The sequence below is a fragment of the Streptomyces sp. RB17 genome (assembly GCF_009604455.1).
Lineage (GTDB): Bacteria > Actinomycetota > Actinomycetes > Streptomycetales > Streptomycetaceae > Streptomyces.
Genome location: NZ_WEGL01000007.1, coordinates 107,118 through 121,591, shown reverse-complemented (window position 1 = coordinate 121,591; position 14,474 = coordinate 107,118). Strand labels below are relative to the sequence as shown.

At 71.5% G+C, this 14,474-nt stretch carries 9 protein-coding genes; 7 read left to right on the top strand and 2 right to left on the bottom strand.

The window, feature by feature from the left end:
- Positions 1-249: 249 nt before the first annotated feature.
- The 5 genes from SRB17_RS29025 to SRB17_RS29005 all read left to right on the top strand — a co-directional run bounded on the left by SRB17_RS29025 (position 250) and on the right by SRB17_RS29005 (position 9,441).
- Positions 250-1,038 (top strand): ABC transporter ATP-binding protein, encoded by a 789-nt coding sequence (locus SRB17_RS29025; RefSeq protein ID WP_323376383.1) that lies wholly within the window; start codon positions 250-252, stop codon positions 1,036-1,038.
- Complete coding sequence (locus tag SRB17_RS29020; protein WP_153543136.1) at positions 1,035-3,617, top strand: ABC transporter permease; 2,583 nt, start codon at positions 1,035-1,037, stop codon at positions 3,615-3,617. Before SRB17_RS29025 ends, SRB17_RS29020 begins: the two co-directional genes overlap by 4 nt.
- Positions 3,618-3,916: 299 nt before the next feature.
- Entirely contained in the window at positions 3,917-7,450 is a 3,534-nt protein-coding gene (gene mfd / locus SRB17_RS29015) for a transcription-repair coupling factor (protein ID WP_153543135.1), read from the top strand.
- Positions 7,451-7,720: 270 nt separating this feature from the next.
- Positions 7,721-8,434 carry an HNH endonuclease family protein gene (locus tag SRB17_RS29010; RefSeq protein ID WP_323376382.1) on the top strand — a complete coding sequence of 238 codons (714 nt, stop codon included), beginning with the start codon at positions 7,721-7,723 and terminating at the stop codon, positions 8,432-8,434.
- 263 nt (positions 8,435-8,697) lie between these two features.
- Positions 8,698-9,441, top strand: coding sequence for a GNAT family N-acetyltransferase (locus SRB17_RS29005; RefSeq protein WP_153543133.1), 744 nt, complete (start codon positions 8,698-8,700; stop codon positions 9,439-9,441).
- Between the two features lie 25 nt (positions 9,442-9,466).
- On the opposite strand, the gene SRB17_RS29000 is transcribed toward SRB17_RS29005, so the two are convergent.
- A complete protein-coding gene (locus SRB17_RS29000) occupies positions 9,467-10,186 on the bottom strand; it encodes a hypothetical protein (protein WP_153543132.1) in 720 nt (239 codons plus the stop codon).
- 202 nt (positions 10,187-10,388) lie between these two features.
- Positions 10,389-11,090: a hypothetical protein gene (locus SRB17_RS28995; protein ID WP_153543131.1), complete on the bottom strand. Its 702-nt coding sequence runs from the start codon at positions 11,088-11,090 to the stop codon at positions 10,389-10,391.
- 187 nt (positions 11,091-11,277) lie between these two features.
- On the opposite strand from SRB17_RS28995, the gene SRB17_RS28990 reads away from it, so the two are divergent.
- Positions 11,278-13,704: an N-6 DNA methylase gene (locus SRB17_RS28990; RefSeq protein WP_323376381.1), complete on the top strand. Its 2,427-nt coding sequence runs from the start codon at positions 11,278-11,280 to the stop codon at positions 13,702-13,704.
- 111 nt (positions 13,705-13,815) lie between these two features.
- On the top strand, positions 13,816-14,445 hold the full coding sequence (locus tag SRB17_RS28985; protein WP_153543129.1) for a hypothetical protein: 630 nt from the start codon (positions 13,816-13,818) through the stop codon (positions 14,443-14,445).
- Positions 14,446-14,474 lie beyond the last annotated feature (29 nt).

Below are 14,474 nucleotides of genomic sequence, written 5' to 3'. Positions count from 1 at the left end.
TACGGCTCGGGGAGGGTTCGTCCCGCCGGAGGACGAGAGGGACCCGGTGCCGTCCTTAACCTGGCTTTACGCCGCTGGGGGGCGGCTGACCGCACCGACGGGGTGGGGTTTTCCCCCGGGAAAGACGGGGCTTCGCACCAGCGCGCGAGGACCCCGCCGACCGCGAGACTCGACGACGTACCCAAGAACGACGCCCTGGCGTGCCAGGGCACAACTCACCGACATGCCGACCGACATAGGAGATATACCGTGACATCGGCTGTAACCATTCCCAGGCACGGGGGCACTGGAGGGCGAACGGCCGTTGCCGCGCGGGCGCGGCAGGTCGTGAAGGCGTACGGGTCCGGCGAGACCCGTGTCGTCGCCCTCGATCACGTCGACGTGGACATCGCGCGGGGCCAGTTCACCGCCATCATGGGCCCCTCGGGGTCCGGCAAGTCCACGCTGATGCACTGCCTCGCCGGGCTCGACACCGTCACCGGCGGCAAGATCTATCTGGACGAGACCGAGATCACCGGGCTGAAGGACAAGAAGCTCACCCAGTTGCGCCGGGACCGGATCGGCTTCATCTTCCAGGCGTTCAACCTGCTGCCGACGCTGAACGCCCTCGAGAACATCACGCTGCCCATGGACATCGCCGGGCGCAAGCCGGACAAGGCCTGGCTGGACCGCGTGGTGGAGACCGTCGGGCTCGCCGGACGGCTCAGGCACCGGCCCACCCAGCTCTCCGGCGGTCAGCAGCAGCGCGTCGCCGTGGCCCGCGCCCTCGCCGCCCGTCCGGAGATCATCTTCGGCGACGAGCCGACCGGAAACCTCGACTCGCGCGCCGGCGCCGAGGTCCTCGGCTTCCTGCGCCGCTCGGTGGACGAACTCGGCCAGACCATCGTGATGGTCACTCACGACCCCGTCGCCGCCTCCTACGCCGACCGCGTGCTCTACCTCGCCGACGGCCGGATCGTCGACGAGATGCACCAGCCGACGGCCGATCAGGTCCTGGACCGCATGAAGGACTTCGACGCCCGGGGGCGTACGTCATGACCGTCCTGAAGACCTCGCTGCGCAACTTCTTCGCGCACAAGGGCCGCATGGCGCTCTCCGCGATCGCGGTCCTGCTGTCGGTGGCCTTCGTCAGCGGCACCCTTGTCTTCACCGACACGATGAACACCACCTTCGACAAGCTGTTCCAGGCCACTGCCGCGGACGTGACGGTCGCCGCGAAGGGCTCCTCCGACACCGGGGAGACCACCTCCCGCACCGGCAAGCCGCCGGTCATGCCGGCCTCCGTGGTCGGCACGGTCCGCGGCGCCCAGGGCGTCCAGAAGGCCGAGGGCACGGTGTTCTCCACCTCGGTGACCGTCATCGACGCCCACCGCGACAAGCTCTCGCCGAGCAGCGGCGCGCCGACCATCGTCGGCAACTGGAACAGCAACGACGCCCGCACCATGAAGATCTCCTCCGGTACGGCGCCCAAGGGCCCGGACCAGGTCATGGTCGACGCGGACACCGCCTCCAAGCACCACCTGAAGCTCGGCGACGACATCGGCATGATCTCGGTCGTCGGCACGCACCACGCGCGCGTGTCCGGCATCGCCGACTTCCAGGTCACCAATCCCGGCGCGGCCATCTTCTACCTGGACACGAGGACCGCCCAGCAGACCCTGGTCGGCAGGACCGGCGTCTACACCAACGTCGACGTCACCGCCGCCCACGGCGTGACGAACGACCAGCTGAAGAAGAACGTCACCGCCGCCCTCGGCGGCGGCTACAAGGTGCAGACCGCCAAGGAGGTCGCCGACGCCAACCAGAAGAGCGTCGCGAGCTTCCTGAACGTCATGAAGTACGCGATGCTCGGCTTCGCCGGGATCGCCTTCCTCGTCGGCATCTTCCTGATCATCAACACCTTCTCCATGCTGGTCGCCCAGCGCACCCGCGAGATCGGCCTGATGCGCGCCATCGGCTCCTCCCGCAAGCAGGTCAACCGGTCGGTGCTGATCGAGGCGCTGCTGCTCGGCGTGATCGGCTCCGTGCTCGGCGTCGGCGCGGGCGTGGGCATCGCGGTCGGCCTGATGAAGCTCATGGGCCAGATGGGCATGCACCTGTCGACCGACGACCTGACCGTCGCCTGGACCACCCCCGTCGTCGGCCTGCTCCTGGGTGTCGTGGTCACCGTCCTGGCCGCCTACCTGCCCGCCCGCCGCGCCGGCAAGGTCTCCCCGATGGCCGCCCTGCGCGACGCCGGCGCCCCCGCCGACGCCAGGGCCGGCGCCATCCGCGCCGTGATCGGCCTGCTCCTGACCGCCGGCGGCGGCTGGTGCCTGTACGTCGCCGCGACCGCCGACAAGGCCAAGGCCGGCTCGGGCTGGCTGGGCCTGGGCGTGGTGGCCACTCTGATCGGCTTCGTCGTCATCGGCCCGCTGCTGGCCGCCGGACTGGTCCGCGTCCTCGGCGCGATCATGCTGCGGATCTTCGGCCCGGTCGGCCGGATGGCCGAGCGCAACGCGCTGCGCAACCCGCGCCGCACCGGCGCCACCGGCGCGGCCCTGATGATCGGCCTGGCCCTGGTGGCCTGCCTGTCGGTGGTCGGCTCCTCCATGGTGGCCTCGGCCACCGACCAGCTCGACAAGACCGTCGGCACCGACTTCATCATCCAGGGCGACCAGGAGTACACGCTGATCAACCCGCAGATGGTGAAGAAGATCAAGGACACGCCCGGCCTGGAGCGGGTCACCGAGTACAAGCTCCTGGACGCGGACCTGAGCACGCCGGACGGCCGCGTCTCCACGAAGGAGACCATCAACGCGGCCGACCCGACCTACGCACAGGACCTGCGCACCAAGACGGTCGCCGGCAACCTCGCCGACGCCTACCAGCCCGACTCGATGTCCGTCTTCGAGGGCTTCGCCAAGAAGCACGGCATCAAGCTCGGCTCCACGGTCGCCGTCGACTTCAAGGACGGTACGACGGCGAAGCTGACCGTCCGCGCCATCACCAGCGACGACGCCGTGGTCGACAAGGGCGCGATGTACGTCTCCATCGCCACCGCCGCGAAGTACGTGCCGGCCGGCCGGATGCCCCTGGACCAGCTGGTCTTCGCCACCGCCAAGGACGGGCAGGAAGCGGCCGCCTACAAGGCGCTGAAGTCGACGCTGCGCGACGACCCGGCCCTGACCGTGCGCGACCAGACCGACTACAAGAAGGCGCTGAAGGACCAGATCGGCCAGCTGCTCAACATGATCTACGGCCTGCTGGCCCTCGCGATCATCGTCGCGGTCCTGGGCGTGGTGAACACCCTGGCCCTGTCGGTGGTCGAGCGGACCCGGGAGATCGGCCTCATGCGGGCCATCGGCCTCTCCCGCCGCCAGCTGCGCCGCATGATCCGCCTGGAGTCCGTGGTGATCGCCGTCTTCGGCGCCCTGCTCGGCCTCGGCCTGGGCATGGGCTGGGGTGCGACCGCCCAGAAGCTCCTCGCGCTGGAGGGCCTGAAGATCCTCGACATCCCCTGGCCGACGATCATCACGGTCTTCGTCGCCTCGGCCTTCGTGGGCCTGTTCGCCGCGCTGATCCCGGCGTTCCGGGCGGGCCGGATGAACGTACTGAACGCGATCGCGACGGACTAGGGGTCTCAGGGCCACCGTGGACGGGGGTCACGGGGGAGGCCGGGTGCCGGGGAGTCCCAGGACTCTCCGGCACCCGGCTTTTTTGCGGCAGACCGAGCTGGGACTCGGTGGTGTCACCTCAAGAGCGGGGGGTCCAGGAGGCGGAGCCCCCTGGGAGGGGACTGCAGCACCGGGCACAGAACGGCGAGGGTTGTCCACAGGCTCCGACGCCAACCCCGACGGAGTCGTACGCTGGACACCCCCGGCCGCCACCCGCGCCGGGCTACTTGCGTTGCCCACCCCTGGACGGAAAAAGCCCCATGAGCCTGCACGGCCTGCTCGACGCCGTCGTCAAGGACCCCGCCCTCGCGGAAGCGATCACGGCGGCCGCGGACGGCAACCGCATGCACATCGACCTCGTCGGCCCCCCGGCGGCCCGCCCCTTCACGGTCGCCGCGCTCGCCCGCGAGGCCGGCCGCCCGGTGCTCGCGGTCACGGCGACCGGCCGCGAGGCCGAGGACCTGGCGGCGGCCCTGCGCTCCCTGCTGCCCGCCGAGGGCGTCGTGGAGTACCCCTCCTGGGAGACCCTTCCGCACGAGCGGCTCAGCCCGCGCAGCGACACCGTCGGCCGCCGCCTCGCCGTCCTGCGCCGCCTGGCCCACCCCAGCCCGGACGACCCCGGCACCGGCCCCGTCTCCGTCGTCGTGGCGCCCGTGCGCTCCGTGCTCCAGCCGCAGGTCAAGGGCCTCGGCGACCTGGAGCCGGTGTCCCTGAGGACCGGCCGGACCGCCGACCTGAACGACGTCGTGGAAGCCCTCGCGGCCGCCGCCTACGCGCGCGTGGAGCTCGTCGAGAAGCGCGGCGAGTTCGCCGTACGCGGCGGCATCCTCGACGTCTTCCCGCCCACCGAGGAACACCCCCTGCGCGTCGAGTTCTGGGGCGACGACGTCGAGGAGATCCGCTACTTCAAGGTCGCCGACCAGCGCTCCCTCGAAGTCGCCGAGCACGGCCTGTGGGCACCCCCGTGCCGCGAACTGCTGCTCACCGACGACGTCCGCGCACGCGCGCGTGCCCTCGCCGAGGAGCACCCGGAGCTCGGCGAACTCCTGAACAAGATCGCCGAGGGCATCGCGGTCGAGGGCATGGAGTCCCTCGCCCCCGTGCTGGTCGACGACATGGAGCTGCTCCTCGACGTCCTCCCCAAGGGCGCGATGACCGTGGTCTGCGACCCGGAGCGGGTCCGCACGCGTGCCGCCGACCTCGTCGCGACCAGCCAGGAGTTCCTGCAGGCCTCCTGGGCGGCCACCGCCGGCGGTGGCGAGGCCCCCATCGACCTCGGCGCCGCCTCCCTGTGGTCCATCGCCGACGTCCGTGACCGCGCGCGCGAACTGGACATGATGTGGTGGTCGGTGTCGCCCTTCGCGGCCGACCTCGAACTCGACGCCGACACCCTCAAGCTCGGCATGCACGCGCCCGAGACCTACCGCGGCGACACCGCGCGTGCCCTCGCCGACACCAAGGGCTGGCTCGCCGACGGCTGGCGCGCGGTCTTCGTCACCGAGGGCCACGGCCCGGCCGCCCGCACGGCGGAGGTGCTCGGCAACGAGGGCATCGCCGCCCGCATGGACGCCGACCTCGGCGAACTGAACCCCTCCGTCGTGCACGTCTCCTGCGGCTCGATCGAGTACGGCTTCGTGGACCCGGCCCTCGAGCTCGCCGTGCTCACCGAGACCGACCTGTCCGGCCAGCGCGCCACCGGCCGCGACGGCGCCCGGATGCCGGCCCGCCGCCGCAAGACCATCGACCCGCTCACCCTGGAGGCGGGCGACTACATCGTCCACGAACAGCACGGCGTCGGCCGCTACATCGAGATGGTGCAGCGCACGGTGCAGGGCGCCACCCGTGAGTACCTGGTCGTGGAGTACGCCCCCGCCAAGCGCGGCCAGCCGGGCGACCGCCTCTACATCCCCACCGACCAGCTGGAGCAGATCACCAAGTACGTCGGCGGCGAGGCCCCCACCCTGCACCGCCTGGGCGGCGCCGACTGGACGAAGACCAAGGCACGCGCCAAGAAGGCCGTCAAGGAGATCGCCGCCGACCTGATCAAGCTCTACAGCGCGCGCATGGCCGCTCCCGGCCACACCTTCGGCGCCGACACACCCTGGCAGCGCGAGCTGGAGGACGCCTTCCCCTACGCCGAGACCCCGGACCAGCTCACCACCATCGCCGAGGTCAAGGAGGACATGGAGAAGTCCGTCCCCATGGACCGCCTGATCTGCGGCGACGTCGGCTACGGCAAGACCGAGATCGCGGTGCGGGCGGCCTTCAAAGCCGTACAGGACGGCAAACAGGTCGCGGTCCTGGTGCCGACGACCCTGCTGGTGCAGCAGCACTTCGGGACGTTCTCCGAGCGGTACGCGCAGTTCCCGGTGAGCGTGAAGGCACTGTCCCGCTTCCAGACCGACACCGAGGCCAAGGCCGTCCTGGAGGGCCTGAAGGACGGCGCCGTGGACGTCGTCATCGGCACCCACCGCCTGTTCTCCTCCGAGACCCGGTTCAAGGACCTGGGCCTGGTCATCGTCGACGAGGAGCAGCGCTTCGGCGTCGAGCACAAGGAGCAACTGAAGAAGCTCCGCGCCAACGTCGACGTGCTGACCATGTCCGCCACGCCCATCCCGCGCACCCTGGAGATGGCGGTCACCGGCATCCGCGAGATGTCCACGATCACCACGCCCCCCGAGGAGCGCCACCCGGTGCTCACCTTCGTCGGGCCGTACGAGGAGAGGCAGATCGGCGCCGCCATCCGTCGTGAACTGCTGCGCGAGGGCCAGGTCTTCTACATCCACAACCGGGTCGAGTCCATCGACCGCGCGGCGGCGAGACTCCGCGAGATCGTCCCCGAGGCGCGCATCGCCACCGCCCACGGCCAGATGTCGGAGTCGGCGCTGGAGCAGGTCGTGGTCGACTTCTGGGAGAAGAGGTTCGACGTCCTCGTCTCCACGACGATCGTCGAGTCCGGCATCGACATCTCCAACGCCAACACCCTCATCGTGGAGCGCGGTGACACCTTCGGCCTGTCCCAGCTGCACCAGCTGCGCGGCCGCGTCGGCCGGGGCAGGGAGCGCGGCTACGCCTACTTCCTGTACCCGCCGGAGAAGCCGCTGACCGAGACCGCGCACGAACGTCTGGCCACGATCGCCCAGCACACCGAGATGGGCGCGGGCATGTACGTGGCGATGAAGGACCTGGAGATCCGCGGCGCCGGAAACCTCCTCGGCGGCGAGCAGTCCGGGCACATCGCGGGCGTCGGCTTCGACCTGTACGTCCGCATGGTCGGCGAGGCCGTCGCCGACTACCGGCGCCAGCTGGAGACCGGCGCGGTCGAGGAGGAGGCGCCGCTCGAGGTCAAGATCGAGCTGCCCGTCGACGCGCACGTCCCGCACGACTACGCACCCGGCGAGCGCCTGCGCCTCCAGGCCTACCGCTCCATCGCCTCCGCCAACTCGGAGGAGGACATCAAGGCCGTCCGCGAGGAACTCACCGACCGCTACGGCAAGCTGCCCGAACCGGTGGAGAACCTGCTGCTGGTGGCCGGGCTGCGGATGCTCGCGCGCGCGTGCGGAGTCGGCGAGATCGTGCTCCAGGGCACCAACATCCGCTTCGCACCGGTGGAGTTGCGCGAGTCGCAGGAACTGCGGGTCAAGCGTCTCTACCCGGGCACGGTCATCAAGCCGTCCGTCCACCAGGTGCTGGTCCCGCGCCCGAAGACCGCGAAGGTCGGCGGCAAGCCGCTGGTCGGCCGCGAACTTCTGGGCTGGGTCGGCGAGTTCCTCGCCTCGATCCTGGGGTCGTAGGAGCCGTTGAAGTCGTAGGAGCCGTAGAAGTCGTAGGGGGATGTAGGAGTCATAGGGGCGGTGGCGTCCGTCACGTTGTGAGCGGGCTCACGCGCGCGCCGGCCGCACTCCCCTCCTACGGACCGACATGCCCCAACTCGCCCGCCGGCTGCCCGAAAGCTCCGCATCGGTCCCCATCTGAAGTGGGCCTCACGGCGGTTACCGTTAAGGACGGAACGATTCCGCCGGCTGAACGACCGGCGGACCCGGGCGAGTGAGGGGGGACGCACCGTGGCGCGTCTGAGGGGTGGGGCGGTCACCGCCGTCGTCGTACTGGTCGCCGTGGCCGGCTGCAAGTCCGGGCAGAGCGGAGGGGCGTCCGGGCCCCAGGGCGGCGGCCACGGCGCAGTCCTGGCCGCCGTCGACTCACTGACCGTCAAGGGTCGTGCGCCGAAGACCGGTTACTCGCGGGACCGGTTCGGCACCGCGTGGGCGGACACCGACTCCAACTCCTGCGACACCCGCGACGACATACTCAAACGCGACCTGAAGGACGTGAGATTCACCGGCGGCAGCTGCAAGGTCTCCTACGGCCTGCTCGAGCCCGACCCCTACTCCGGCCAGGACATCACCTACCGGCGCGGCCGCAGCCAGGTCGACATCGACCATGTCGTCCCCCTCTCCGATGCCTGGCAGAAGGGCGCCCGGTACTGGGACGCGAGCAAGCGCATAGCGCTGGCCAACGACCCCCTCAACCTCATCGCGGTCGACGCGAGCACCAACCGCGGCAAGGGCGACGGCGACGCGGCCACCTGGCTGCCGCCCAACAAGAAGTACCGCTGCACCTATGTGGCCGACCAGGTCGCGGTGAAGAAGAAGTACGGCCTGTGGGTCACCGCCGCCGAGAAGGCCGCCATGAAGAAGGTCCTCACCGGCTGCCCCGCCCAGAAACTCCCCGCTGGCGGCAACCCCACCAAGGCACCGTCCCGTTTCCGGGCGCGCTGAGCTGCGGCGCCCCCGAGGAGATGGGTGCGCTGCCGGCGGCGCGAACACCTGGAGGGTGACGCCGTACGGCGTGCAGCGGACCGTCGGACGGCGCCTGCGCAGGCCCGTGCCGATGGACGCCGAGGGCTCCCACGGTCACCCGTTCCTCGGCTACGACCCGCACACCGACCGCGTGGCCCTCACGGCCGACGCGTCGCCGGCCCACGCCGCTGACCGGCAAAACCGTTACCCGGGCCGGGTGCCCGCCGCCTACCGTGGGGGCCATGGACGTCAGGGTGAGCAGCGTCGCCGAGCGGCCCCAGCGGGTGCCGGCGTTGTTCGAGATGGCCGACACCTGGCCCGAGTTCGTGACCAACGACCCGGTGGGCAACGCCCATTACGGCCGTATCCCCGCCGAACTGCCGCAGTACGCGCTGTTCGCCGAGGACGAGCAAGGCGAGATCGTCGCCCACGCCTTCAGCGTGCCCTTCGCCCTCGACGTCGACGGTCGGCGCACTCTGCCCGCGCGCGGCTGGGACCAGATCCTGCTCTGGGCCTTCGCCGACCTGCGCCGGGGCACCCGCCCCGACACGGTGAGCGCCGTCTCGGTCGTCATCGCCCCGCACGCCCAGGGCCACGGCCTGTCCGCCCTGATGCTCTCGGCAATGCGGGAGAACGCCCGCGCGCTCGGTTTTCGCGAGGTCGTCGCCCCCGTCCGCCCCAGCGCCAAGCACCGCGAACCGCACACCCCGATCTCCGAGTACGCCCACCGGATCCGCCCCGACGGCCTGCCCGCGGACCCCTGGCTGCGCGTCCACGCGCGCGCCGGAGCCACCATCGACTCCATCGCGCCGGCCTCCATGACCGTGGGCGCCTCCCTGGAGGAGTGGCGCCGCTGGACCGGGCTGCCGTTCGACACCGCGGCCGACGTCGAGGTGCCCGGCGCACTGGTCCCGGTCCGCTGCGAACCGGAGCGGGGTTACGCCGTCTACGTCGAGCCCAACGTGTGGATGCGGCACCCGCTGTGAGCGGCTGCCGCATCCTTTTCGCCGGTCAGGCGGTCTTCAGACCCTTCAAGTTGCCCAGGATCTGCGTCGTCACCTTCTTCGCGGTGGTGGCTCCGTCATCGGTGCCCGCCGTGGACAGCACGGTGATCACGGAGTTGCCGGAACGGGCCGCGACGAGCGTGGAGCCGTTCTCCCAGGCGCCGCTCGTCAGCGTCATCGTGTAGGCCTCGTCCCCGAGCCCGGCCGTGGAGCGGCCCGTGAGCTTCACCTTGGCGTGCGCGTCGGTGTCCGTGAAGGTGGCGCACTCGCCGGCGACGGTCTGCAGCTGCTTCAGCACCGCGCTCGCGGTGGTGCCCCGGAACGCGTCGACCTCCTGGGCCACCTCCTCGGTCTTGTCGTGGTTCACATAGTCGTTCTGCGCGAACGACACGCCTCCCTTGAACCCGGTCACCTGGATCCAGGACGTGCTCTCGAGCCGGGTGCAGTCCGGCTTCGCGGTGCTCCGGGCGGACGGGGAGAGGAACCGGCCGCCGCTGTCCGAGGCGCCGTCCGCCTCGGGGGCGAACCCGGACGGGAACGCCGACGCCGGCGCCAGCGCCTTCTTCAGCTGCGTACCGGTGGCGAGAGAGGCGTTCAGGTCCTTGGCCTTGGCCGGCTCGGGGCTCGCCCCGCCGGAGTCGGAGGAGGAACCGGAGGAGCAGGCGGTGAGGGCCAACGGGAGCGCCGCGACGGCGAACAGCGTGGCGACACGGGGGGTGAGGCGCATGACAGTCCTTCGGAGCTGGGTGTTACGGGGATGTGTGTACGGCGTGCCGTACGGCGTCCGGAACCGGTCCGGCCGCGCGGGGCCGGGAGCCCGGGCAGCCGGAGCCGACGGGACGACGGGTTCGGTGAGCGGTGGGTGCGTGTGCGTGTGCGTGTGCAGGTGAGCGGTGCGTGCTGCGTGTGCGGGTGAGGGGTGGGCCGGCTCAGGCCGCCTTCTTCCAGCCGCCGCAGCCGGTGGTCTTGAAGTAGGCGTCGCTCGGGCCGATGGTGACGACGGCTGTGCCGGTCACGTTGTTGTTGGCGATGATCGAGCTCAGCCCGTGCTCGGCGTCCTTGGTGCGCTCCCAGTAGCAGGAGTCGTCGGCATTGCCGGTCGACTTGTAGGTGCCCGGCGCGATGTCCGTGCCGACCTTGTACATGCCGCCGTCGCCGTCCATGGAGGAGGCGGGCGTGCCCTTCGCCTTGGGGTCGACGGCCTCCCAGTCCTTGCAGCCGCTGGACTTGAAGATCTTGTCGGTGGGCTTGATGGTCACGTAACTGGTGCCGGTGACGTTGTCGTTGGCCAGCAGCGAGTCCATCTCGCCCTTGGCGTCCTTGGCGCGCTCCCAGTAGCACATGTCGTCGGAGTTGCCGGTCGTGCGGTACGTGCCCGGCTTCACGTCCGAGCCGACCCGGTACTCGCCGTCGCCGGCGATGGCGGCCTTCTTCTTCCCGGCCGCCTGTCCGGCCCCCGTGCCCTTCTTGCCCGTCGTGCCGCCGGGCGTGTGCTCGGCGGAGGCGGAAGAGCTCTTGTCGCTGCCGGCGGAACCGCCGGCCTTGCCGTTGCTGCCGGCGTTCGCGGACACGGCACCGATGACGACGACCCCCACGACGGCGCCCAGCGCGACCTTGGCCTTCATGCCCATGGCGAATCCCTCCCCAAAGCGGCGGCCTCCCCCTCCGGTGGCCGCTCGTTCGCTGGGTCAATAAGAGCAGAGCCTGTGAACCGAGTCAACACGGTTCACAGGATCGGAAGCGTACACGCCGTGAATGCATGGATCTTGTGTACGCCGGTATGCTCGGCGCACACGCGGGACGAGGGGAGTGGGGCCGGTGCAGGACAACGCGACAGAGGTGACCGCGGCCGGAATCGCCCGGCTCGCCGGAGTGGGCCGGGCCGCCGTCAGCAACTGGCGCCGTCGGCACGCCGATTTCCCCAAACCGGTCGGCGGCACCGAGACCAGCCCGTCCTTCGCGCTCGCCGAGGTCGAGGCCTGGCTGCGCAAGCAGGGCAAACTCGCCGAAGTCCCGCTGCGCGAACGCGTCTGGCAGCAGCTCGTCGGACATCCCGAGGGCCCGCTGGCCGCCCTGGTGCACGCGGGTTGCGCCCTGCTGCTGATCCACGAGCGCCCCACCGTCTGGCTCGACGCGAGCGCCGGCTCCGACGTGCGCCTCGCCGCGATCCTGTCCGGCGCGCTGGACGAGGTGCTCACACCGCGTTTCGGCAGCGTGCGGGGCCGTCCGCGGCGCGGCGGGCGAAGTGGGGGCAGCGGGCGCGGGGGCGCGGGGCCGGCTGTGAACCCGCCTGGCGAGGCAGCCGGTGTGAACAGCGCGGCCATCGGGTCTGGTGTGAACGCTGGTCCTGTGGCGCCCGCTGTGAATGCTCGCCAAGGGGACTCCGGTGTGAACGCCGGCCCCGATGTCTCGGGTGTGAACGCCGGCCCCGAATCCTCCGGTGTGAACGCAGGGCTCACGGCACCCTCTGTGAACTCCTCACCCGTCGGCCGGCCTGTGAACAACCCGCCGACTGTTCACACCCCCGCCGCCGCGCACAGCACCCCCGAGTCCACTCCGAGCACCTCCACCCCAGACACCCCAACACCAAGCACTCCCACCCCCGACACACCCGACACCCCCGCCCTCCGCACCCCCACCGGCCCCCAGCTCCTCCTCTCCGCCCCGCTCCTGCGTGGCGCGGCCGAGCTGGCCGCCGAGATCGGGGCGCGGCAGGCCTTCGAGTTCCTGCTGGGCCGGCACCTGGACGCCAACCCCCGCCAGTACACGCTCACCCCGGCCGAACTCGCCGGTCTCATGGCCGACCTCGCCGGCCCCGCCCGCACCGTCCTGGACCCCGCCTGCGGCACCGGCGCCCTGCTGCGGGCCGTCGACACCCGCCCCGAGCAGCAGCTGTACGCCCAGGACAGCGCACCCGAGCTGGCCGCGCTCACCGCGCTGCGGCTCGCCCTGCACTCCCGGGCCGACGTGCGCGGCGCCGCCTGCGACACCCTGCGTGCCGACGCCTACCCCGAGCTGCACGCCGACGCCGTGCTGTGCCATCCGCCGTTCAACGAGCGCAACTGGGGCCACGACGAACTCGCCTACGACCCCCGCTGGGAGTACGGCTTCCCGGCCCGCACCGAGTCCGAACTGGCGTGGGTGCAGCACGCGCTGGCCCGGCTGGCCGACGGCGGCTGCGCCGTGCTGCTCATGCCGCCGGCCGCCGCCTCCCGCCGTTCCGGGCGCCGGATCCGCGCCGACCTGCTGCGCCGGGGCGCGCTCCGGGCGGTGGTGGCGCTGCCGGTCGGGGCGGCGCCGCCGTACAACATCCCGCTGCACGTGTGGGTGCTGCGCAGGCCGGACCGGACACCGGCGTCGCCCGAGGTGCTGCTCGTGGACACCGGGAGGTTCGCCGGGGAGGGGCGCGGCGGCCCGGACTGGCCGGCGGTGCGCGAGGCCGTCCTGGACGCCTGGCGTGCCTTCGAGCGTGAGGGGCGGCCGGCGGAGCGGCCGGGGCTCGCCCGTTCCGTGCCGGTCATCGAACTCCTCGACGACGACGTGGACCTCGCCCCCGCCCGCCATCTGCCGCCGGCAGCCGTGGCCGACGGTGCGGAGCAGCTCACGGCGGTGCGCGAGCGCCTCGGTGAGACCCTGCGGCTGACCGCCGACCTCACTCCGCCGCCCGCCGCCCCCGCGCCGGGCGCGCGCTGGCCGCTCACCACCGTCGGTGAACTCGCGCGCGGGGGCGCGCTGGTGATGCGCACCGGCGGAAACGGCGGCCACGCGCGCGTGCCCGTGCTCACCGACCACGACGTCCTCGCCGGCACGGCGCCCTCCGGGACGCTTCCGGAGAGCGAGGAGGAGGCCGTCCTGACCGAGCCGGGCGATGTCGTCGTACCGGTACTCGGCGGCGGCTCTGTGGCGCGCGTGATCGACGACGCGACAGGGGGCGCCGCCCTGGGGCGCAACCTCGTGCTGCTGCGCCCCGATCGCACGGCGCTCGACCCGTGGTTCCTCGCCGGGTTCCTGCGCGGCACCGCGAACAACCGGCAGGCCAGCAGCTACGCCTCCACCGCGACCCGGCTGGACGTGCGCCGGCTGCAGCTGCCCCGGCTCCCGCTGGACGAACAGCGGCGCTACGGCGCACGCTTCCGCGCGCTCGACGAGTTCGAGCGGGCACTGCGCCACGCGAGCCGGCTTGGGGAGCACCTCGTGCGCGGGATGTACGACGGGTTGACGGACGGGACGGTGACACCGGACTGAGGGCCCGGGACGCGGCAACGGTTCGGTACACCCGGGACCGGCTGTCCCTGGCGGCCTATACGCTCGGACCCAGCACACACGTCCGCACGCATCAGGCCTCCAGGAGCAGCCATGCAAGGCCACGGCTACGCGCCGCCTCCGCCGCAGCCACCCTCGACCGGGGTGCTGGTCGTGTTGCGCGTGATCTTCGTGGCGGTGGCGCTCTTCAGTATCGGATTCCTGGCCTGGGTGGCGCCGCTGCGAGCGGCGATCGTGACCCGCAGGCCCGCCGAGTGGTGGTTCTTCGGCGGATCCGTGACCGTCCTCGGCATCTGCTTCGCACTCTTCAGCACCGACCACACCGACGACTTCAGCTCGCCGAACGGCTCTCTGGGCATGAGCATGCTGCTGCTGAACGCCGTCGCCTGCGTCGCCTACTACCTCTACGCGGACATACGCCACTTCCAACGGCTCCGCCAGGCCTACACCGGGCAGGTGCCGTTGGGGCCGGGCTACGGATATCCCCAGTCCGTCTCGCCGTTCACCGCGACAACCGCGCCGAGCAGGCCGAGCACGCCGCACCCCCCGCACATCCCGCCCCCGATGCCGCATACGCCCGTGCCCCAGCCGCCGGTGACCACCCCGCCGCCGCAGCGCCCGGCGCCCAGCCACATCGACCAGGTGCGCGCCGAACTGGACGAGCTGAGCGACTACTTGCGCAAGCACGACGGCCGGCCCGACGGCCCCGAGGGCGGAAGGTGACCGTGACGACAGGACGTGTCGTCGCCGGC

Bases quoted from the DNA above. Each gene is read 5' to 3' on its own strand.
- SRB17_RS29020 (WP_153543136.1), top strand. From the start codon at position 1,035: ATGACCGTCCTGAAGACCTCGCTGCGCAACTTCTTCGCGCACAAGGGC.
- mfd (WP_153543135.1), top strand. From the start codon at position 3,917: ATGAGCCTGCACGGCCTGCTCGACGCCGTCGTCAAGGACCCCGCCCTC.
- SRB17_RS29005 (WP_153543133.1), top strand. From the start codon at position 8,698: ATGGACGTCAGGGTGAGCAGCGTCGCCGAGCGGCCCCAGCGGGTGCCG.
- SRB17_RS29000 (WP_153543132.1), bottom strand. From the start codon at position 10,186: ATGCGCCTCACCCCCCGTGTCGCCACGCTGTTCGCCGTCGCGGCGCTC.
- SRB17_RS28995 (WP_153543131.1), bottom strand. From the start codon at position 11,090: ATGGGCATGAAGGCCAAGGTCGCGCTGGGCGCCGTCGTGGGGGTCGTC.
- SRB17_RS28985 (WP_153543129.1), top strand. From the start codon at position 13,816: ATGCAAGGCCACGGCTACGCGCCGCCTCCGCCGCAGCCACCCTCGACC.